The 20780-nt window shown below is 72.8% G+C and carries 16 protein-coding genes and 2 pseudogenes; 8 read left to right on the top strand and 10 right to left on the bottom strand.

Annotation, left to right across the window (positions count from 1 at the left end):
- Position 1: 1 nt before the first annotated feature.
- The 4 genes and pseudogenes from Ae150APs1_RS20930 to Ae150APs1_RS20920 all read right to left on the bottom strand — a co-directional run bounded on the left by Ae150APs1_RS20930 (position 2) and on the right by Ae150APs1_RS20920 (position 3547).
- The gene (locus Ae150APs1_RS20930; protein ID WP_256385597.1) at positions 2 to 895 is read right to left on the bottom strand and encodes an SRPBCC family protein; all 894 of its coding nucleotides are present in this window, start codon (positions 893 to 895) and stop codon (positions 2 to 4) included.
- A gap of 343 nt (positions 896 to 1238) precedes the next feature.
- Positions 1239 to 2108: an aldehyde dehydrogenase family protein gene (locus Ae150APs1_RS34390; RefSeq protein WP_254849436.1), complete on the bottom strand. Its 870-nt coding sequence runs from the start codon at positions 2106 to 2108 to the stop codon at positions 1239 to 1241.
- Positions 2109 to 2226: 118 nt separating this feature from the next.
- A pseudogene (locus Ae150APs1_RS34385) lies at positions 2227 to 2724 on the bottom strand (aldehyde dehydrogenase family protein); the annotation flags it as partial.
- 70 nt (positions 2725 to 2794) lie between these two features.
- Positions 2795 to 3547, bottom strand: coding sequence for an SDR family oxidoreductase (locus tag Ae150APs1_RS20920; protein WP_075299783.1), 753 nt, complete (start codon positions 3545 to 3547; stop codon positions 2795 to 2797).
- A gap of 108 nt (positions 3548 to 3655) precedes the next feature.
- Between Ae150APs1_RS20920 and Ae150APs1_RS20915 the strand changes: the two genes are divergently transcribed.
- The 6 genes from Ae150APs1_RS20915 to Ae150APs1_RS20890 all read left to right on the top strand — a co-directional run bounded on the left by Ae150APs1_RS20915 (position 3656) and on the right by Ae150APs1_RS20890 (position 9719).
- Positions 3656 to 4273, top strand: a complete 618-nt coding sequence (locus Ae150APs1_RS20915) for a TetR/AcrR family transcriptional regulator C-terminal domain-containing protein (RefSeq protein WP_075299781.1) — start codon at positions 3656 to 3658, stop codon at positions 4271 to 4273.
- Between the two features lie 115 nt (positions 4274 to 4388).
- Positions 4389 to 6002, top strand: coding sequence for an AMP-binding protein (locus tag Ae150APs1_RS20910; RefSeq protein ID WP_139317002.1), 1614 nt, complete (start codon positions 4389 to 4391; stop codon positions 6000 to 6002).
- Positions 5999 to 7114, top strand: a complete 1116-nt coding sequence (locus Ae150APs1_RS20905) for an NDMA-dependent alcohol dehydrogenase (protein ID WP_075299779.1) — start codon at positions 5999 to 6001, stop codon at positions 7112 to 7114. The genes Ae150APs1_RS20910 and Ae150APs1_RS20905 overlap by 4 nt, the downstream gene beginning before the upstream one ends.
- 139 nt (positions 7115 to 7253) lie before the next feature.
- Entirely contained in the window at positions 7254 to 7751 is a 498-nt protein-coding gene (locus Ae150APs1_RS20900; protein ID WP_075299777.1) for an SRPBCC family protein, read from the top strand.
- A 1-nt stretch (position 7752) separates the two neighbouring features.
- Entirely contained in the window at positions 7753 to 8805 is a 1053-nt protein-coding gene (locus tag Ae150APs1_RS20895; protein WP_075299775.1) for a phosphotransferase family protein, read from the top strand.
- Positions 8802 to 9719: a hypothetical protein gene (locus tag Ae150APs1_RS20890; protein ID WP_075299773.1), complete on the top strand. Its 918-nt coding sequence runs from the start codon at positions 8802 to 8804 to the stop codon at positions 9717 to 9719. The genes Ae150APs1_RS20895 and Ae150APs1_RS20890 overlap by 4 nt, the downstream gene beginning before the upstream one ends.
- Before the next feature lie 4 nt (positions 9720 to 9723).
- On the opposite strand, the gene Ae150APs1_RS34690 is transcribed toward Ae150APs1_RS20890, so the two are convergent.
- The 5 genes from Ae150APs1_RS34690 to Ae150APs1_RS20870 all read right to left on the bottom strand — a co-directional run bounded on the left by Ae150APs1_RS34690 (position 9724) and on the right by Ae150APs1_RS20870 (position 14631).
- Positions 9724 to 10050 (bottom strand): hypothetical protein, encoded by a 327-nt coding sequence (locus tag Ae150APs1_RS34690; protein WP_249266582.1) that lies wholly within the window; start codon positions 10048 to 10050, stop codon positions 9724 to 9726.
- Entirely contained in the window at positions 10047 to 11246 is a 1200-nt protein-coding gene (locus tag Ae150APs1_RS20885) for a long-chain fatty acid--CoA ligase (protein ID WP_212567237.1), read from the bottom strand. Before Ae150APs1_RS20885 ends, Ae150APs1_RS34690 begins: the two co-directional genes overlap by 4 nt.
- Before the next feature lie 67 nt (positions 11247 to 11313).
- Positions 11314 to 12768, bottom strand: a complete 1455-nt coding sequence (locus tag Ae150APs1_RS20880) for an aldehyde dehydrogenase (RefSeq protein ID WP_075299771.1) — start codon at positions 12766 to 12768, stop codon at positions 11314 to 11316.
- 12 nt (positions 12769 to 12780) lie between these two features.
- The gene (locus Ae150APs1_RS20875; protein WP_060573815.1) at positions 12781 to 13605 is read right to left on the bottom strand and encodes a mycofactocin-coupled SDR family oxidoreductase; all 825 of its coding nucleotides are present in this window, start codon (positions 13603 to 13605) and stop codon (positions 12781 to 12783) included.
- 141 nt (positions 13606 to 13746) lie between these two features.
- Positions 13747 to 14631, bottom strand: a complete 885-nt coding sequence (locus Ae150APs1_RS20870) for a LysR family transcriptional regulator (RefSeq protein ID WP_075299769.1) — start codon at positions 14629 to 14631, stop codon at positions 13747 to 13749.
- 108 nt (positions 14632 to 14739) lie between these two features.
- On the opposite strand from Ae150APs1_RS20870, the gene Ae150APs1_RS20865 reads away from it, so the two are divergent.
- Positions 14740 to 15972 carry an acyl-CoA dehydrogenase family protein gene (locus Ae150APs1_RS20865; RefSeq protein ID WP_075299767.1) on the top strand — a complete coding sequence of 411 codons (1233 nt, stop codon included), beginning with the start codon at positions 14740 to 14742 and terminating at the stop codon, positions 15970 to 15972.
- Positions 15973 to 17112: an acyl-CoA dehydrogenase family protein gene (locus tag Ae150APs1_RS20860; RefSeq protein WP_075299765.1), complete on the top strand. Its 1140-nt coding sequence runs from the start codon at positions 15973 to 15975 to the stop codon at positions 17110 to 17112.
- 287 nt (positions 17113 to 17399) lie between these two features.
- On the opposite strand, the pseudogene Ae150APs1_RS20855 reads toward Ae150APs1_RS20860, so the two are convergent.
- Positions 17400 to 20780 (bottom strand): annotated as a pseudogene (locus tag Ae150APs1_RS20855) (pyruvate carboxylase).

The raw sequence follows: 20780 nt of genomic DNA, 5'->3' as shown, positions 1-20780 counted from the left end.
ATCAGCCCCAGTGCCGGGGGTCGGCGAGTGCGGCGGCCATCCAGCGGTGGAAGTGCTGGTTGGCGATCTCGTTGCGGCCGAAGAAGAGCGGCCCGATGTCGGTGTTCGAGACGGCCTTCTGCAGCCCCTCGTTGACCACGATGTTCTCGTCCTGCAGGACCGCCTGGAGGATGGTCCAGTTCTTCTCCCACCGCGCCGTCAGCTCGTCGGTGGTGGCGGGCTCGCGGGTCAGGATCCGCATCTGCATCCGGGTACCGACGGCCGTCTGCGGCGCGGGTACGAAGTTGAGCACCTCGAGGTGGTCCGGCTGGCGCAGCACGCTCATGTTGGGCATGAGGAAGTGCGCGACGGTGAGGTGCCGGTTCACGTCCACGGTCGCCGGGTCCTCGCCGCGGATCGTGTCGATGCTCCTGCGTGCGGAGACCATCCGTCCGTGGCGGCCCATCGGCTGCCAGGTCTGGGCGTTGTTGTGGAAGTACGGCGCGACGGTCCCGGTGTGGGCGTACGCGATGTGGTACCCGTCGAGGAAGGCGTCCATCAGGACCTTCCAGTTGATCTCCAGATCGAAGTCGCCGGCCCGGTGGCAGTGGTAGCGGTCCATCTCCATCGCGCCCAGCGAGGCGTCGAGGTCCGGGCCGAGCCACTCGCCGACGTCGATCTTCCGGCCGGGGGCGGCGGAGTCCACCGCCCAGACGAAGCCGTGCCGCTCCTCGGCCGGGACCTCCTTGAGCCCCAGGCAGGTCGTGTCCATCTCGCCGAAGGTCGACCCGTCCGCGATGGCGCGCAGGCTGCCGTCGCCGCCGTAGGACCAGCCGTGGTAGCGGCAGGAGAAGAAGCGCCGGTTGCCCGAGTCCTCGTTCACGAGCCGGGCGCCACGGTGACGGCAGGTGTTCACCGAACGCCCGGACCTGCCCGTCCCGCTGCCGCACGAGCACGACCTCGTTGTTGGGCAGCTGCACGGTCAGGTAGTCGTTCGGCTTCGGCAGCTCGGTGCCGTGCGCGGCGATGATCGGGACGTAGCCGAACAGCTCGGCGCGCTCACGGGCGGCGAGCTCCGGATCGCGGTAGACGCCCGGGTCGATCTCCAGGACGCCGGGCGCCATGTCGGTGGTGCCGTTGTCCAGGTGGTCGAACATGGTGCGGGCCAGGCCCGCCGCGGTCTCGGCGTCATAGGGGAAGGCAGGGTAGAGCCCGGGGTCGGCCATGGTGGTGGGTCCTTCTCGGGTGGACAGGACAGGTCAGGACGCGGGACGGAACTGCATGCTCTTGATCTCGACGAACTCCTCCAGCCCGAACGCGCCGCCCTCGCGGCCGTGCCCGGACTGCTTGAAGCCACCGAAGGGCGCAGCACCGTTGAAGCCGCCGCCGTTGACCTCGATCTGGGTGGCCCGGATGCGCCGGGCGACGACCTCGGCGTGGGCCGTGTCGGTGGACCAGACGGCGCCCGCGATCCCGAAGATCGTGCCGTTCGCGATCTCGACGGCCTCGTCCTCGGTGTCGAACGGGATGATCGACAGCACCGGCCCGAAGATCTCCTCCTGCGCCACGGTCGCGTCCGGCGCGACGTCGGAGAGCACCGTGGGCGCCACGAAGTAGCCGGGCCCGTCCAGCGGCTCGGTCGAGCCGGTGACCAGGCGGGCGCCCTCGGCGACGCCGGTCCGGACGTAGCCGAGGACCGTGTCACGCTGGTCCGCGGTGACCAGCGGGCCCAGCTTGGTGGCGTCCGCGGCCGAGTCGCCCGGGACGTAGGACTCGGCCGCCCGCTTCGCCAGCTCCTCCGCGACGGCGAGGCGCTCGCGCGGGACGAGCATGCGGGTCTGCGCGTTGCAGGACTGACCGCCGTTCATGTAGCAGGCCCGCACCGTGTGCGGCACCGCCCTCGCGAACTCCTCGTCGGTGAGGTCCGGCAGCAGCACGGCGGCGCTCTTGCCGCCGAGCTCCAGCGACACCCGTTTCACGGTGCCCGAGGAGAGCTCGATGATCCGCTTCCCGACGGCGTTCGAGCCGGTGAAACTGACCATGTCGACGTCGGGGTGGCGCACCAGTGCCTCCCCCGCGACGTGGCCGTACCCGTGGACGAGGTTGAACACCCCGGCCGGTACGCCCACCGCGTCGACCGCCTCGGCCAGCAGGTTCGCGGTGAGGGGGGGCGACCTCGCTGGCCTTGACGACGACCGTGCAGCCCGCGACGAGTGCGGCCCCGATCTTGGCGGTGATCTGGTGCAGCGGGTAGTTCCAGGGCGTGATGGCACCGACGACGCCGACCGGCTCCCGCACGACCACCGAGTTGCGCAGCGGCTGCTCCCACGGGAAGCCGGCCGCCGCCGTCACCGCCTCGCGCAGGTCAAGGACACCCAGGCCGACCTGCGCCCAGCGCGCGGTCCGCCGGGGCCTGCCGACCTCGGACACCACGGTCCCGGTCAGTTCGTCCCCTCGGCGCTCCAGCTCGTCCGCGAGGCGGGAGACGAACGCCGCCCGCTCCGGCGGTGCGGTCGCCGCCCAGTCCGGGAGCGCCCGGCGAGCCGCGCGGACGGCACGGTCGACATCGGCGGCATCCCCGGCCGGCACGTCGGCGAGCGGCTTCCCGGTCGCCGGGTCGAGCACCTCGATCCACTCGGTGGCGGCGGACGCGATCCACCCACCGTCGATGTAGAGCTCGAGACTCACGAGACACTCCCCCTCGTCGGACAATCGCGGGTGAGAAGGATTCGCCGCGCAGATCATTGGCACAGATGCGCCAGCCGGGCGATGATTTTTACCTTACGGGTATAGTTTAAGATCTGTCAACCGTCGGTCACCGGACCCCGCCGGAGACCGGCAAGGTGTGCCCGGTGACCATCGCGGCCGCCGGCGAGCACAGGTAGACCACCGCCGCAGCGACCTCCTCCGGCGCCGCGGCGCGGTGCACGAACTGGCTCTCGGCGACCTCGTCCGCGATCGCGTCGGGCGCGAACCACTGCTCGACCCGTGGCGTCAGAGTCAGCCCCGGAGCCACCGCGTTGACCCGGATCCCCTGGTCCGCGTACTGCCGCGCGGCGTAGCAGGTCAGGTGCACGACGCCGGCCTTGGCCGCGGCGTAGGCGGGCGAGGCCGTGATCTGAGGACTGACCCCGGCACTGGACGACATGTTCACGATCGCCCCGCCGCCGCGCTGCGCCATCGCCGGGATCTCGTACTTCATGGCGAGCCAGGTCGAGGTCAGGGACCGGCCGATGATCGCGTTCCAGCTCTCCAGCGACGTCGTCGTCACGGTGCGCCCGAGCTCCCCGCGGCCGACGTTGTTCAGCGCCAGGTCGAGCCCGCCCAGCTCGGCCACCACCTGGCCGACGACGCCCGCGACCTGCGTCTCGTCCGTCGCGTCGACCCGCTGGAACACCGCGCGGCGCCCGTGGGCCCTGATCCGGGCCACTGCCGCCTCACCACCGTCCACGTCCAGGTCGGCGATGCCGACGTCGGCGCCCGCGGCCGCCAGCGCCACCGCCGAGGCGAGCCCGATCCCGGACGACCCGCCGGTCACCAGGGCGATCCGCCCGTCCAGCACACCCATGAGGACTCCCTCGTCGACGACCGGCGTGCGGCCGCGACGGGCCGCTTAACCTTACGACAATAGGTATGTCTCGCAGTTCGATCCAGAACGGTGCGCCATACTCCTGCCATGCCGCGTCCCGCCCAGCCGTTGCTGAGTCCCGCGTCCATCGTCTCCGCCGCCCTGGCGATCATCGACGCGGAGGGCCTGGAGGCGTTCAGCCTGAAGCGGCTGGCCCGGGACATGGAGGTGCAGGCGCCGTCGCTCTACTACCACTTCCCGGACAAGGCCTCGATCCTGGAGGAGGTCGCACGGGCGATCGTCCTGGAGACCCCGCGTCCGCGCGAGCGCGACGCCAGGGACTGGATCGAGTACCTCGTCACCCAGAGCCTGAACTTCCGGCGAACCGTGCTCCGGCACGCCAACGCGGCGCCCGTACTGCTGGAGTTCATGCCGCGCGAGGTGCTCGCACCGGTCTACGAGGTGTCGGCACGACTACTGGCGGACGCCGGGGTCCCCACGCACCTGCAGGTCCTGGTCCTCGACGCGCTGGACCGCTTCACACTGGGCGCGGCCCTGACCGAGGCGATGAAACGACCGGGGACCCGCAGGGAGACGTTCCCGCACGTCGACCCCCTGGAAGAGCCTGCGATGGCGCGGGCCGTGGCCGCCAACCGGCTGGCGCCGGAGGCACTGTGGGCGGAGTCGATCCGCACGTTCCTGCGCGGTATCGACAACGCCGGGTGAACCGGAACACACCCATGTCTTGACCAGTACTACCTACCGCCATAAGGTAAGAATCATTCGCCCGCGTTCCGATCCGGAACGCGCTCCGCTCTGTAGGTCGTCACCGCACACAGGAGTGCGGACGCCGGTCGTCCCCGCATCCGCGCGGACGGCTCCGCGCTCTCCTGACCACCACCGGGAGAATCGAACGATCACCGACGGCGTCCGATGGTGGGCGCGCACCACCCCGAACAGACCGGCCGTCGTCTTCGACGGCACCGACGAGGTCGGCTACGCGGTCCTCGACCGCTGGACCGACGACGCCGCCCGCCGGCTCGCCGGCACCGGCGTACGCGCCGGGGATCGCGTCGGATTCGGCGGCGCCAACCAGCTCGAGTGGATCGTCTCCGCCATCGGCGCGCTCAAACTCGGCGCCGTCGCGGTTCCGTTCAACAACCGCTTCACCGCGGCCGAGCTCCGTTACCAGCTCGGCGACGCCGAACCCGTCGCCGTCGCCGTCGTCGCCGACGCGACCGTCCGCCCGGCGATGAGCGAGGCGATCGGTGACGCGCCGATCCGGCTGCTGTCGATGGAGTCGTTCGCGGAGCAGCGCCCTGCGCCGGACTCCCCGCCCACCGACCCGTTGCCCCCGCCTGCGGTGTCACCCGACGACGTCGCCGTCATCGTCTACACCTCCGGGACCACCTCGGAGCCGAAGGGCGTCACGATCACCCACCGCGGGTTCGTCAGCTTCGTGACCGAGTTCGCCGTGACCGAGCCGGTGATGCGCCCCGGCGGGCGGATCATCTACGTCCTCTCCATGTCGGGCATGCCGGGACTGCCCTGGCACGTGCTGCACCCGCTCACCCGCGGCATGACCCTCTTCTACGAGCGCGGGTTCGACGCCGTGGCGATGCTGCGGCGGATCGCCGAGCAGCGCGTCGAGGTCGCCTGCGGGGTCCCGCTTCTGTTCGAGCAGATGTCGGCGGTCCCGGAGTTCGCCGACGCCGACCTGTCCTGCGTCCGGCTCGCCACCGTGGCCGGTGCCCGGGTCTCCCCCGACAACCTCCGGCTGTGGCTGGAGAAGGGTGTCGTGCTCCGGCAGTCCTACGGGATGACCGAGCTGCACGGGCTGTCGTCGATGAACCCGGCGGAGGAGGCGGTCGCCCATCCGGAGGCGATCGGGCGGGGTTCGGTGTTCACCCCGCACCGTGTCGTACGCGAGGACGGCAGCGACTGCAGGCCCGGTGAGGAGGGCGAGATCGTCGCCCGCGGCCCCTCCATCACCCCCGGCTACTGGCGCAAGCCCGAGGCCACCGCGGCCGCATGGCGCGACGGCTGGTTCCGGACCGGCGATCTCGGGGTGGCCGACGGGTCCGGACTGATCCGCATGGTCGACCGGATGAAGGACCTCATCATCTCCGGGGGCTACAACATCGCCCCCTCCGAGATCGAGAACGTGATCGCCGGACTGCCGGGGGTCGACGAGGTCTGCGTGATCCCGGTCGACGACGACCGGTTCGGCGAGACCCCGGCCGCCGTCGTCCACGGCGACGCGGTCCCCGACGCCGCCGCCGTCGTCGCCCACTGCCGGAACAGGCTGGCGGGCTACAAGGTGCCCCGCTACGTGATCCACCGGGCAGAGCCGCTGCCCCGCATGGCCAGCGGGAAGATCGCCCGCCGCCGGGTCCGCGATCTGTACCCCGACGTCCCCCACACCCACCACCGAGTCCGCGAGGAGTCGCGATGAAGAGCAGGGCCGCACTGCTGATGGAGGTCCCCGGCAAGTGGGAGGTCCACGAGGTGGACATCGACGGGCCCCGTGCGAACGAGGTCCTGCTGCGCTACGCGGCGTCCGGGCTCTGCCACTCCGACGAGCACCACGCGACCGGGGACAGCGCCACCCAGGTGCTGCCCTACTGCGGCGGGCACGAGGGGGCGGGCGTCGTCGAGGCCGTCGGCCCGGGGGTGACCACCCTGAAGGTCGGTGACCACGTGGTCACCTCGTTCCTGCCGGGCTGCGGTCGCTGCCGATGGTGCGCGAGCGGGATGCAGAACCTCTGCGACCTGGGGGCCCTGATCGGGCGCGGCGCCATGCTCGACGGCACCTTCCGGATGCACCACCAGGGTCGCGACGTGGCGCAGGCGTCCTTCGTGGGCACGTTCTCCGAGTTCGGTGTCGTACCCGAGCACTGCTGCATCCCCATCGGCACGGACATCCCGCTGACCACCGCGGCCCTGGTCGGCTGCGGGGTACCGACCGGCTGGGGCTCCGCCGTCAACGCGGGTGGTGTCCGGCCCGGCGACGTCGTGATCGTCATGGGGACCGGAGGGCTCGGGATCAACGCCGTGCAGGGTGCCGCGCACGCCGGTGCCGTCCGCGTGATCGCCGTCGATCCCCTGCCGAACCGGCGCGCGAGCGCACTGTCCTTCGGCGCGACCGACGCGCTGGGGTCGATGGAGGAGGCCACCGAGCTCGCCCGCTCGCTGACCAACGGGCAGGGCGCGGACGTCGCGGTCGTGACCACCAGCACGCTCAAGGGCACCTACATCGCCCAGGCGTTCGACGCCGTGCGGAAGGACGGCACCGTGGTCGCCACCGCGGTTCCCGGCCGCGACGCCGGCGCGGTCCCGCTCGACCTCGCCCAGCTGCCCATGTACCAGAAGCGCATCCAGGGCTGCCTCTACGGCTCCTGGTCACCGGCACAGGCCGTCCCGGCGCTGCTCGACCTGTACCGCGCCGGCGCCCTCAAGCTCGACGAGCTCGTCACCCGCACCTTCACCCTCGACGAGATCAACGAGGGATACGCCGCGATGTACGACGGCAGCACCCTGCGCAGCGTGGTGGTCCACTCCTCCTGATCCCGCCCGCGGGTCGGTCCCCGTACGACCGGCGCAGCGATCCGGTGTTCCGGGCCGACCGGACCGGACAGATGATGGACTTCGTCGTTTGTCTCGTACACTGCGGTCGTTCCCCGGCGCCGACGCGAGGAGACCGGCCATGCCGCGGTCACGCACGATCAGCGACGAGATCCACGTCGAGGCCTCCCCCGAGGCGCTCTGGCGGCTCGTCGCCGAACCGGCCCGCTACCCGGAGTGGAGCCCGGAGAACACGGGGGCCACGCTCCCGGCCGGCTCCACCCCGGCGGTCGGCGACGCCTTCGTCGGCAGCAACCGCCGCGGGCCGCTGCGGTGGACCACGCGCTGCGTCGTCACCGAGGTCGAGCCCGGGCGCCGCTTCGGGTTCTCGGCCCGCGACTGGGGCCTGCGGTCCCCGTCGCTCCGGATCCGCAACGCGGCCTGGCGGTACCAGCTCGAACCGGACGGCACCGCCACCCGGGTCCGTCTCACGTGGACCGACGAGCGCCCCTGGCCGGACGTCGTCGCCGCCGTCGTGGACCGGATCGTGACCGGCGGCCACACGTTCGCGGAGTTCCAGCGCGACAACATCGGCCGGTCGCTCGCCGGCCTGCGGCGGGTCGCGGAACGGACCGGCTGACGTGGCCGTCGACCTGCTCCGCCGCACCGGCCGCGACCTCGACGACCTGCAACGGCGGCTGGGTGACTGGCTGCGGTCGCACGGTGCCCTCGACGGCGTCCTGGCCGTCGAGCGGACCCGCCCGGCCGAGGGCGCGGGCACCGCGAACGAGACGGTCCTGGCCGAGTGCCGCACCACCCGGGGCACCCGCGGGATCGTCGTGCGGCTGACGGTCCCGGAGGCGGCCGCCTACCTCGATCCCGACCTGGAGCGGCAGGCGGCGGCGCTGCGGTGGGTCGCCGCGCACACCGCGGTGCCGGTGCCCGCCGTGTACGGCGTCGACCCCACCGGCGAGGTCCTCGGTGCCCCGTTCCTGGTGACCGAGCGGGTGGCCGGGTTCGTCCCGCCCGACTACCCGAACTACAACACCGCGGGTCCGCTGCACGACCTGCCCGCGGACGCGCGCCGGGCGCTCTGGCAGGACGCGCTCGACCAGATGTGCCGGCTGCACCGGGCCGACGTGTCCACCGTGGACTTCCTGGAACCGGGGCCGGTCCCGCTGGTCCGGTACTGGGAGCGGATGGCGGACTGGGTCGGTGAGCGGGCGCCGCTCGGGCCGCTGGCGGGCGTCCGCGACTGGGTGCGCGCGCACGTCCCGGCCGACGCGCCCGCCGGCCTGTCCTGGGGCGACGCCCGGCTGGGCAACATGCTATTCGCCGGGACCCGGTGCACCGCGGTGCTGGACTGGGAGATGGTCTCGCTCGGCGGCCCGACGGTCGACCTCGCCTGGTGGCTGATGTTCGACCGCAACCACAGCACCGACGCCGGCGTCGACCGCCTGCCCGGGCTCGGGACGCGCGACGAGACGCTCGACCGCTGGCGGGCAGGCACCGGCCTGCCGGTCGTGGACCTGCGCTGGCACGAGGTGTTCGCCCTGTACCAGCTCGCGCTGCTGCGGGCCGGGGCGTTCGCCGACCGCGCCCGCGCCGGGCTGCCGGTCCCCGGCGACGACGACCCCCGCAGCGTCCGCAGGCTGCTGGACCGGATCGACGCGCGTCTGGAGGACCCCGCGTGAGCTACACCCCCGAGGACCACCACCGGCACCACCCCGACGGCGACGTGCCGGGCTGGCAGGAGTCCTGGCTGACCTCCTGGTACGACCCGCTCACCCGCTCCGGCGGGTACCACCACGTCGACTTCCAGCCCGCACGCGGGCGTGCGTGTGTGCAGAGCTGGGTCGCCCGCGGCGGCGAGGTGCTGGAGCGCTACCAGTCGCTCAACGTCCCGATGGACGACTACGACCCCGCGGAGTTCCGGGCCGGCCCGCTGGACGTGAGCACCACGGTCCCGCTGCGCGAGTACACGACCCGGCTGCCGCAGGTGGAGCTGGCCTTCACCGGGTTCACCGAGCCGCTGGCGCCCCGCGGGAACACGATCTCGGACTACCGCTCGCCCGGGACCGGTCACTACGAGGTCTTCGGGCGGGTCGCCGCGACGTTCCCGGACGGCGGGACCGCCACCGCGTTCGCCTTCCACGACCACTCCTGGGGCCCGCGCGACTACGGCGACCTCGCCGCGACCTACCGCTGGGGGCACCTGACCTTCGGGGAGGACCTGTTCGCCGTCGTCTACGCCATGACCAGCGACCGGCGCGGCCGCGGGGACTACGGCTACGTCGTCGACGGCGGGGTGCGGCACGGCGTCGTCCGGGTGGCGAACCGGATCGTGACGGCGGAGGACGGGCACACCCCGCTCACCGCCCGCCTGCAGGTGTGGACCGGCTCCGGGCACGGCTACGAGTTCACCGGCGAGACGGACCTCTCGGGGGTGTCCACCCACGACGGTGGACACTTCGCCACCGAGACCTACGGGACCTGGCGCTGCGGCGGGCGGCTGGGCAGCGGGCACCTCGCCGTCCGGGAGCGTGCCTCGCCATCGCCGGAGCACCGGGCGTGGCTGTCCGCCCACGAGCACGGCACCGGGTCGTGAGCCCTCAGCGGACCTTCGGGAAGCGCTCGGGCGCGTCGGCGCAGACCGCACGCAGGTCGCGCTTGGCGATCTTCCCGCTCGCCATCCGCGGCAGCGGCCCGTCGTGGGTGACCACGTAGCGGGGCACCTTGTAGTCCGCGAGGCGCTCGTTGCAGTACGCGACCAGGTCGGCCGGGGCGAGGTCCCCGTCGACGTGGACGACCGCGGCCGACGTCTCGCCGAACTTCGCGTCGGGCACCGGGACGACGGCCACCTCGATCACCCCGGGGACCTGGGCGATCACCGTCTCCAGCTCGGCCGGCGAGATCTTCAGGCCGCCGGAGTTGATCATCTCGCCCATCCGGTCGACGTAGGTGAGCAGGCCCTCGGCGTCGAGCGTCCCGAGGTCGCCGGTGTGCAGCCAGCCACCCCGCAGCGCCTGCTTCGTGGCCTCCTCGTTGCGCCAGTAGCCGGGGAACATGCCCGGCCCGCGCATGACGATCTCCCCGACCTCGCCCACGGCGCAGTCCCGCCCGTCGGGGTCGAGGACCCGGATGCGGGTGAAGGGCCCGCCCCAGCCGCACTTGTCGGGATGCCGCAGCGCCCCTCCGCGGACATCGCGGTGGCGGTGCCGCCGATCTCGGTCTGCCCGTACAGCTGGCGGAGCGCGACCCCGCGCGGGCGCCACTTCTCCAGCAGCGGCACCGGGACCCGGGCACCGCCGACCCACGCGGTCGTGAGGTGGTCCAGCCGTGCCCGCTCGAACCCGGGCACCCGGGAGATCTGCTCGAAGAGGATCGGCGGGCCGGTGAAGGTGGTGATCCGGGCCTCCTGCAGCACCTCCAGCGCCCGGGGCGGGTCGAAGCCCGGCTGGAGGTACATCGTCCCGCCCTGCACGAGGCTCCGGGAGAGCCCCCACACGACGCCCGCCGCGGTGAACATCGGCAGGACGAGCAGGACGCGCAGGTCGTTGGGCCCGACCCGCTCGCCCAGGGACCACTCGTGCATGATCCCGGCGATCATGCGGTGGGTGAACACGACGCCCTTCGGCGTGCCCGTCGTGCCGCTGGTGAAGACGATCGAGGTCGGGTCGTCGGGCTCGGCCCCGAACGCCGGGGCCGGGTCGTGCTCCCCACCGCGGGCCGCCGTGACGGCGTCGTCGAGCCCTAGGACGGTGAACTCCGGCCCGGAACGCCGCACCTCCTCCAGCACGGGCAGGTGGGCGGCGTCGCCGAACACGACCGCGGGCTCGCACAGCGACACCAGTGCCCCGAGCTCGGCGGCGAGGAAACGCTGGTTGAACCCGCAGACCACGGCCCCGATCTTCCAGGCGGCGACCGCCGCGACACACCACTCGAGGCTGTTGGTGCCCACGATCCCGACCCGGTCGCCCCGCGCCGCGCCGTGCCCGCGCAGGACGGCGGCGACGCCGTCGGCCCAGGTGTCGAGCTCGGCGTAGGTCAGGACGTCGCCGTCGAGGTCGACGGCGGGATGGTCCGGGACCGTGCGCACCCACCAGGTCAGGGCGTCGACGACGGTGCCGCTCACGGGATCCTCCAGGGCGCGGTGGGACGGACGGGTCCGGGGCGCCGGCGGACCGGCGCCCCGGGGAGTGTCAGGAGAACAGCGGGGTCATGTCCTCGGTGAGGTTCACGGTCTTCAGCTCGTAGTACGACTCGACGGCCTCCGCACCGGTGTCCCGGCCGACGCCCGAGCGCTTCACCCCGCCGAACGGCGCCTCGGTGTTGTAGGTGAAGGAGTTGACGCTGAAGGTGCCCGTCCGGACCCGGCGGGCGACGTCGGCCGCCCGCTGCGGGTCGGCGGTGAACACGGCGCCGTGCAGCCCGTACTCGGAGTCGTTCGCGATCGCGATCGCCTCGTCGACGGTCTCGTAGCGGATGACCGACGCGACCGGGCCGAAGATCTCCTCCTGCGCGATCCGCATCCCGTTCTCGACGCCGGTGAAGACGGTGGGCTGGATGAAGGCGCCCTTCTCCAGCCCGGCCGGCACCCCGCCGCCGGTGGCGACCGAAGCGCCCTCGGCCTTGCCCGCCTCGACGTAGCCGAGCACCCGCTCCTGCTGGCGCTTCGACACCAGCGGGCCCATGGTCGTCGCCGGGTCGAAGGGGTCGCCGACCACGAACGACTCGGCGGTGGCCACGAGGGCGCCGACGACCTCGTCGTAGCGGCCGCCCGGCACCAGCACCCGGCTGTAGGCGGCGCAGACCTGGCCGGTGTTGAAGAACGAGCCGGTCGCGAGGCCGGTCATGGTCGTGGTGAGGTCGGCGTCGTCGAGCACGATCGCCGCGGACTTCCCGCCGAGCTCCAGCTGCAGGCGCTTGAAGCTCCCGCCGCACTCCTGCCCGATCTGGCCGCCGGCCGCCGTCGACCCGGTGAAGCTGACCTTGTCCACACCCGGGTGCGCGACGAGGGCACGCCCGGCGTCGCGGTCGCCGGTGACGTAGTTGAACACCCCGGCCGGGACACCGGCCTCGACCAGCGCCTCGGCGATGTAGTACGCGTCGAGCGGGGTCTCGGGCGCGGGCTTGTAGACCACGCTGCACCCGCTGACCAGCGCCGGCCAGATCTTCGAGACGGCCATGTTGAACGGGCCGTTCCACGGCGCGATCGAGGCGACGACACCGACCGGTTCCTTCACCACGGCCGCCGGCCCGTACATGGTCTGCCGGACCTCGGAGAGCGGGCTGTCGCGTGCCACGTCGAGGAAGTACTTCCCGACGGCCAGTGCGCCCGGGATCTGCATCCCGGCGAAGGCGGTGGGGAGCCCCATCTCCGCGGCCACCAGCCTGCCGATCTCGTCGAGCTTCGGCTCGATCAGGCCGAGCGCGCGCTCGAGCACCTCGGCCCGCTCGGCGACCGGCCGCAGCCGCCACACGCCCTCGTCGAACGAGCGGCGGGCCGCCCGCACGGCGGCGTCGACGTCGTCGGCGTTCGCGTCGGGGGCCTCGCCGATCACCTCGTCGGTGGAGGGCGACACGACGGGGATCCGTACCGACGACGCCGGCTTGCGCCACTCGCCGTCGATCAGCAGTTCGTCACGGACGTTCACGACGTCTTCCTTTCAGCGGTTGAGGTAGCCGGCGTCGACCGGGAAGGTCACGCCGGTGACGTAGCGGGCCTCGTCGGAGGCCAGGTAGACCAGCGCGTTGCTGACGTCGACGGGCTCGATGAGCGGGACCGGCATCGGGTTCTGGTAGTTGGGGCTGCCTGCGATCTCGGGGAACCGCTCGACGAACTCGCCGTAGGCCGCGTTGGCGACCATCGGCGTGTCCACACCCGTGGGATGCACCGTGTTGACCCGGATGGAGTGCTTCGCCAGCTGCGAGGCGTAGAGCCGCATCAGGCCGACGACGCCGTGCTTGGCCGCCGAGTAGGCCGCCTGCCCGGGCAGGGTGTTCAGCCCGATGCTGGACAGGCCCGCCGCGGAGCTGGTGATCAGGATCGACCCGCCACGGTCGCGTTCGATCATCGACGGGAGGCAGACCTCCATGGTCTGCCAGACCCCGGTGAGCAGCGTGTCGATGCCGTCGAACCAGGCCTGTCGCTGCTCGCCCTCGTTGATCACCGGCATGATCCCGGCGTTCGGCAGCACGGTGTCGACGTGTCCGAACTCCCGGACGCCCGCCTCGTGGGCGGCCTCCAGCGCGGCCCGGTCGCGCACGTCGGCGACCCGGGCCACGATCCGTCCGCCCGCGGCCTCGACGAGCGCGACGGTCTCGTCGAGGTCCTCCTTGGTCGCCATCGGGTAGAAGACGGTGGGGATCTGCTCGCAGATGTCCACCGCGACGATGGCGGCCCCCTCCTCGGCGAGCCGGACGGCGTGTGCGCGCCCCTGCCCCCGCGCGGCCCCGGTGATGAAAGCGACCTTGCCCTCGAGCCTGCCCATGGACGGCACCCCTTCGATCGAACGGCCGGGGCCACAGCGGGACCACACCCCCGGCCCCGTCACCGCGAGTGCGCGAAGCCTATTGGCGTTAGGTGAAGCGTGTCCACGACCACGTCGGCGACCTGCGGATGACCGATCCGGTCACGTGCGGAGGCAACGCGACAGCGCGGGGAGCCCGTGCAGGAGACCGCCCCGGTCGGCCCGCCAGACGGCGTGGGTCTCCAACCGCTCGCGGTCGTCCTCGAAGGGGAGCAGGAGCACCGGCTCCTGGAGGAACACGTTGCGGGTCGCCCCGAACCGGGCACCGCACATCGTGAAGGCCTCGCCCGCCGAGACCATCGGCACCAGCTCGGCGTGCGTGGCCTGCACCGGCAGCCGGCCCGCGACACCGTGCCGGGCGAGCAGGGTGTCCGCCGCGGGCGCGACGAACGGGGCCGACGACGCCTTCAGGGAGGTGTAGGGCAGGTGCGCGAGCTCGGCGAGCCGCAGCGAGTCCCGCCCGTCGAAGCCGATCCCCTGCGCCACGACGACCCGGACCGGCTGGGACTCCACGACGGCCGACGACAGCCGCGGATCGTCGACGCGGCCGTGGACGAAGGCCAGGTCCACCTCGCCCTTGAGCACCGCCCGCACGAGCGGGGCGGTGCTGGCGGGCCGCTGCCGCACGACGAGCCCCGGGCGCTCGGCGCGGACCAGGGCGAGGAACCGGGAGCGGAGGTCCGCCGACACCTCGGGCGCCGTCCCGACGGTGACGACCGTCCCCCGCGACGCCACCGGGGGGAGCAGCCCGGGGAGGGCGTCGAGGCGCTCGACGATCCCGCGCGCCTCGTCGACGAGCGCCCGACCGGCGTCGGTCAGCGTGACGCGGTGGTAGTCGCGGACGAACAGCCGCACACCGAGCTCGCCCTCCAGGTCCCGCACCCGCCTGCTGAGCGGGGAGGTGGCCATGCCGAGCCGCTCGGCCGCACGGGAGAAGCTCGCCTCCTCGGCCACGGCCACGAAGTACCGGAGATGTCGGACCTCCACAGCCGGAGCATCGCCTCGGGGCGACCCGTTTGTCCACCGTTCCCGCGGGCCAACCTATACGTGTTAGGTTGCGGCGGCACCGGCGAGCGAGGGAGTGGCGCAGCAGAGATGGATCTCCAGTGGTCAGCGGCCGATCTCGCCTTCCGGGACGAGGTCCGCGCGTTCCTCGACGAGAAGCTCACCCCGGACCTGCGCCGGGCCGGCCGGCTGATGACGAGCGTGTACGCCGACCACGAGGCGAGCATGCGGTGGCAGGCGGTCCTCCACGAGCGCGGCTGGGCCGCCCCGGCATGGCCGGTGGAGCACGGCGGCTGCGACTGGTCCCTGACCCAGCACTACATCTTCTCCCGCGAGTCGGTCCTCGCCGGAGCGCCGCCGTTGTCGCCGATGGGGATCTCGCAGGTCGCCCACGTGATCGTCGAGTTCGGGACGCCCGAGCAGCAGGCGTACTTCCTCCCCCGGATCCTGAGCGGCGAGATCTTCTTCTGCCAGGGGTACTCCGAGCCGGAGGCGGGCTCCGACCTCGCCTCGCTGTCGATGTCCGCCGTCGTCGACGGCGACGATCTCGTCTGCACCGGCAGCAAGATCTGGACCACCCACGCCCACGAGGCGAACTGGATGTTCTGCCTGGTCCGGACGAGCCGGACCGGGAAGAAGCAGCAGGGCATCACGTTCCTCCTGATCGACATGACCTCGCCGGGCATCGAGGTCCAGCCGCTGGTCATGACCTCCGGGGAGCAGATCCAGAACCAGGAGTTCTTCGACGGGGTGCGGGTGCCGCTGTCGAACGTGATCGGCTCGGTCGACGACGGCTGGACCGTCGCGAAGTACCTGCTCGAGTTCGAGCGGGGCGGCGCGGCGGTCGCGCCCGGGCTGCAGGTGACGGCCGGGGAGGTGGCGCGCGCCGCGAGCGGTCAGCCGGGCCCGGACGGGCGCCCGCTGATCGACTCACCGGACTTCGCGGCGAAGCTGGCCGACGCCCGCATCCGGATCGACGTCTTCGAGATCCTGGAGTTCCGGGTCCTCTCGACGGCGGCCGAGGGCGGCAACCCGGGGACGGCGTCGTCGATGCTGAAGATCCTCGGCACCGAGCTCAGCCAGACCCTGACCGAGCTGCTGCTGGAGGCCGCCGGCCCGCGCGGGCGCGCCTACCAGCCGCACGCGACCCGGCCCGGCGGCCCGGTCGCGGGCTTCGTCCCACCGGCGGACGGCTACCTCAGCGGCGAGGAGTGGCAGGCGGTCGCGCCGCTGCGCTACCTCAACGACCGGGCCGGGACGATCTACGCGGGCAGCAACGAGATTCAGCGCAACATCATCGCGAAGGCGACTTTGGGGCTCTAGATGGACTTCCTGTTGACCTCGGAGCAGGAGCAGCTCCGCGACACGCTCGCCGGGTTCCTCGCGGCCCGTTACGACCTCGCGCGCAGCCGCGAGATCGCCGGGTCGGACGCCGGGTGGCAGCCCTCGATCTGGCAGGCGTTCGCCGACGACCTGGGGATCCTCGGCGCAGCACTGCCGGAGGACGCCGGCGGCTCGGGCGGCGGCCCGGTCGAGGTCATGGTCGTCGCGGAGCAGCTCGGCCGCGCGCTCGTCGTCGAGCCCTATGCGGACACGGTCGTGCTCGGTGGCGGCGTGTTCGGCCGCGCGGGCGCGACCGACGTGCTGAAGGGTGTCGCCGCCGGCTCGGTCCGCATCGCACCGGCGCTGGCCGAGCCGGGATCGGGGCACACCGCGCACGACGTGTCGCTCACGGCCCGCCGCTCGGGCGGGGACTGGGTGCTGAGCGGCACGAAGGTCGTCGTACCCGGGGTGCCGCAGGCCACCCACCTGCTCGTCAGCGCCCGCACCTCGGGCGGGCGGCGCGGGCTCGACGGGATCTCGCTGTTCGCCGTGCCGGTCGACGTCGACGACCCGCCGGCCGGGCTGCGGATCGACCCGTTCCGGACCGTCGACGACCGGCACGCCGCGGACCTCGTGTTCGACGACGTCCGGCTGCCCGCCACCGCACTGCTCGGTGCGGAGGACCGGGGCTGGGACCTGCTCGCGCCCGCCCTCGACGAGGCGGTCGCCGCGGTGTGCGCCGAGGCGGTCGGATGCCTGCGGACGGTGCTCGCCGACACCGTCGCCTATGCGCGGGAGCGCCGGCAGTTCGGGCAGCCGATCGGGTCGTTCCAGGCGCTGCAGCACCGGATGGTCGACATGCACATGGAGGTGGAGCAGGCGGTCTCGGCCACCTACCTGGCGACGCTGCGGCTGGGTTCGGAGCCGGCCGAGCGGGCGCGGGCCGTGTCCGCCGCCAAGGTGACGGTGGGCCGCGCGGCCCGGTTCGTGGGGCAGAGCGCGGTGCAGCTGCACGGCGGCATGGGGATGACCCAGGAGCTCGCGGTCGGGCACTACTTCAAGCGGCTCACCGCGATCGAGTACGAGTTCGGCTCCGCCGACCAGCACCGGGCCCGCTACGCGCGCCTGTCCCGCGGCTGATCCGACCGCCGCCGGCCGGCTCCGCGGAGCCGGAACCCCGCGGCGAGCAGGACGACCGCCAGGACCGGCAGGCCCTGCCGGAACACCGAGTCGTCGAGCCCGAGGACGGACCGCACGAGGAACGTCGACACCGCCGCGAGGAACACCCCCGCGGCGGCGGTGACCAGCTGGTCCTCGGTGCGCCCCCCGGAGCAGCAGCACCGCGACGACCGCGGCGACGCTGACGGTGCAGGCGTCGAGCAGGACGAGTACGTCGGAGAGCGCGGCCGCCTCCCGGTCGGGCGGGGTCATCGCAGTGCGACGAGCAGGTCGCCGCCCTCGACCTGCGCCACGGCGCCGATCGCGAGCCGGAACACGGTTCCGGCGCGCTGGGTGGTGATCGAGGCCTCCATCTTCATCGCCTCGATCGTGGCCACGGTCTGGCCGGCGTCGACGGTGTCGCCCTCGGCGACCTGCAGGGTGACGACGCCGGCGAACGGGGCGGCGACGTGGCCGTCGTCGCCCTTGTCGGCCTTCTCCGCGGCCTTGACCTCGGTCGCGACCGACGCGTCGCGGACCGACACCGGCCGCAGCTGCCCGTTCAGCGTCGTGAGCAGCGTCCGGAAGCCGCGCTCGTCCGGTTCGGACACCGCCCCGAGCTCGATCAGCAGGGTGACGCCGGGCTCCAGCTCGACGGTGTGCTCCAGACCTGGTTCGAGCCCGTAGAGGTAGTCCTTCGTGGACAGCACGGAGGTGTCGCCGTACTGCTCGCGGTGGGTGCCGAACTCGCGGGTCGGACCGGGGAACAGCAGCCGGTTCAGGGTGCGCCGGGGGTCGATGGCGAGGTCCTTGCGGTCGCCCTCGGTGAGGTCGACGCGGCCGTGACCGGGGCGCCGCCCGTCGAGGGCGCGGGTGCGCAGCGGCTCGGGCCATCCGGCGGGCGGGGTGCCGAGCTCGCCGCGGAGCAGGCCGACGACGGAGTCGGGGACGTCGAAGCGGGCGGGGTCGGCCTCGAAGTCGGCGGGGTCGACGCCGGCGCCGACGAGGTGCAGGGCGAGGTCGCCCACGACCTTCGACGACGGCGTCACCTTCACCAGCCGCCCCAGCATCCGGTCCGCCGCCGCGTAACAGTCCTCGATCAGCTCGAACCGGTCCCCCAGGCCGAGCGCGATGGCCTGCTGGCGCAGGTTCGACAACTGCCCGCCGGGGATCTCGTGGTGGTAGACGCGGCCCGTGGGTGACGCGAGCCCGGACTCGAACGGCGCGTAGACCTTGCGGACCGCCTCCCAGTAGGGCTCCATGTCACCGACGGCGGCCAGCGACAGCCCGGTAGCTCGCCCGGTGTGGTCGGTGGCGGCGACCAGTGCCGACAGCGACGGCTGGCTCGTCGTGCCGGCCATCGAGGCGACCGCCCCGTCGACGGCGTCCACGCCGGCGTCGATCGCCGCGACCAGCGTCGCGAGCTGGCCGCCCGCGGTGTCGTGGGTGTGCAGGTGCACCGGCAGATCGAAGCGGTCCCGCAGCGCGCCGACCAGGGTCCGCGCTGCGGGCGGGCGCAGCAGCCCGGCCATGTCCTTGATCGCCAGCACGTGCGCACCGGCGTCGACGATCTGCTCGGCGAGGCGCAGGTAGTAGTCGAGGGTGTAGAGCTTCTCGCCGGGATCGGACAGATCCGCGGTGTAGCAGAGCGCGACCTCGGCCAGCGCGGTGCCGGTGTTGCGGACGGCGTCGATGGCCGGACGCATCCGGGAGACGTCGTTGAGCGCATCGAAGATCCGGAAGATGTCCATCCCGGTCGCCGCGGCCTCGGCGACGAAGGCGTCGGTCACCTCCACCGGATACGGCGTGTACCCGACGGTGTTCCGCCCCCGCAGCAGCATCTGTGTGCAGATGTTCGGCGCCGCCGCCTTGATCGCGGCGAGCCGCTCCCACGGATCCTCGGCCAGGAACCGCAGTGCCACGTCGTACGTCGCTCCACCCCAGCACTCGAGGGAGAGCAGCTCGGGCATCGTGCGGGCGACGTACGGCGCGACCGCGACGAGGTCGCGGGTACGCACCCGGGTGGCCAGCAGCGACTGGTGTGCGTCCCGGAACGTGGTGTCGGTGACCGCCACCGCGGACTGCCCCCCGCAGCCGGGCCGCGAACCCCTCCGGACCCAGCTCCCGCAACAGCTGCGCCGACCCGTCCGCCACCGGCGCGTCGAGGTCGACCCCGATCGGGAGCTTGTCGACCGGCTCCACCACCTGCGGCCGGGGCCCGTGCGGCCGGTTCACCGCCGTCTCGGCCAGGTAGGACAGCACCCGCGATCCCCGGTCCGCCGACGGTCGTGCGCGCAGCAGCTGCGGCCGTTCGGTGATGAACGAGGTCGTCACCGCGCCGGCGGCGAAGTCCGGGTCGTCGAGCACGGCGGCGAGGAAGCCGAGGTTGGTGGACACCCCGCGGATCCGGAACTCGGCGATCGCCCGCCGGGCGCGCCGCACGGCGCTGTCGAAGTCCTGACCGTGGCAGCTGAGCTTGACCAGCATGGAGTCGAAGTGCGCCGACACCTCGGCTCCGGTGTGGACGGTGCCGCCGTCGAGCCGGACCCCGGGACCGCCGGGCGTGCGGTAGGCGCTGATCGTGCCGACGTCGGGCCGGAACCCGTTCGCCGGGTCCTCGGTGGTGATCCGGCACTGCAGGGCGGCACCGGTCAGCGTCACCCGGTCCTGGGTCAGGTTCAGCTCCGGCAGCGTCGCGCCGGCGGCGATGCGCAGCTGGGCGATCACCAGGTCCCGGTCGGTGACCTGCTCGGTCACCGTGTGCTCGACCTGGATCCGCGGGTTCATCTCGATGAAGTGGTGCCGCCCGTGCTCGTCGAGCAGGAACTCCACCGTGCCCGCGTTCACGTAGCCGATCTCCCGGGCGAAGCGCACCGCGTCCGCGCAGATCGCGTCCCGGACCCGCGGGGCGAGGTTCGGCGCCGGGGCGATCTCGACGACCTTCTGGTGACGCCGCTGCACCGAGCAGTCCCGCTCGAACAGGTGCACCACGTTGCCCTCGGCGTCGGCGAGGATCTGCACCTCGATGTGCCGCGGGTCCACCACCGCCTGCTCCAGGAACACCGTGCCGTCACCGAACGCCGACTCGGCCTCGCGGCTCGCCGCCTCGATCGCCTCGCGCAGCGCGCCGGGCTCGGTGACCTGGCGCATCCCGCGCCCGCCGCCACCGGCGACGGCCTTGACGAACACCGGGAACTCCATCACCTCCGCGGCGGCGACGAGGGCGTCCACATCGGTCGTCGGCTCCGAGGAGGCCAGCACCGGCACCCCGGCGGCCTTCGCCGCCGCCACCGCCCGGGACTTGTTGCCGGTCAGGTGCAGCACCTCGGTCGGCGGCCCGACGAAGGTGATCCCCTCCTCGCGGCAGGCGCGGGCCAGGTCCGGGTTCTCGGACATGAAGCCGTAGCCGGGGTACACGGCGTCCGCGCCGGCCTTCGTCGCGGCGCGCACGACCTCGTCCACCGACAGGTACGCGCGCACCGGATGACCGGGCTCGCCGATCCGGTAGGACTCGTCCGCCTTGGCCCGGTGCAGCGAGTTGCGGTCCTCGTGGGGGAACACCGCCACCGTCGACACGCCCAGCTCGAACGCGGCCCGGAACGCCCGGTGGCGATCTCGCCCCGGTTGGCCACCAGTACCTTGCGGAACAT

Source organism: Pseudonocardia sp. Ae150A_Ps1, from assembly GCF_001932315.1.
Classification (GTDB): domain Bacteria; phylum Actinomycetota; class Actinomycetes; order Mycobacteriales; family Pseudonocardiaceae; genus Pseudonocardia.
The sequence above is the reverse complement of the archived record's forward strand: the minus strand, read 5'-3'. Positions and strand labels throughout refer to the sequence as shown.

Excerpts from the sequence above, each read along its gene's own strand:
- Ae150APs1_RS20920 (WP_075299783.1), bottom strand. The coding sequence starts at position 3,547 with ATGGGTGTGCTGGACGGGCGGATCGCCCTGGTGACCGGCGGGTCGTCC.
- Ae150APs1_RS20915 (WP_075299781.1), top strand. The coding sequence starts at position 3,656 with ATGCCGCGTCCCGCCCAGCCGTTGCTGAGTCCCGCGTCCATCGTCTCC.
- Ae150APs1_RS20905 (WP_075299779.1), top strand. The coding sequence starts at position 5,999 with ATGAAGAGCAGGGCCGCACTGCTGATGGAGGTCCCCGGCAAGTGGGAG.
- Ae150APs1_RS20900 (WP_075299777.1), top strand. The coding sequence starts at position 7,254 with ATGCCGCGGTCACGCACGATCAGCGACGAGATCCACGTCGAGGCCTCC.
- Ae150APs1_RS34690 (WP_249266582.1), bottom strand. The coding sequence starts at position 10,050 with ATGATCAACTCCGGCGGCCTGAAGATCTCGCCGGCCGAGCTGGAGACG.
- Ae150APs1_RS20875 (WP_060573815.1), bottom strand. The coding sequence starts at position 13,605 with ATGGGCAGGCTCGAGGGCAAGGTCGCTTTCATCACCGGGGCCGCGCGG.
- Ae150APs1_RS20865 (WP_075299767.1), top strand. The coding sequence starts at position 14,740 with ATGGATCTCCAGTGGTCAGCGGCCGATCTCGCCTTCCGGGACGAGGTC.
- Ae150APs1_RS20860 (WP_075299765.1), top strand. The coding sequence starts at position 15,973 with ATGGACTTCCTGTTGACCTCGGAGCAGGAGCAGCTCCGCGACACGCTC.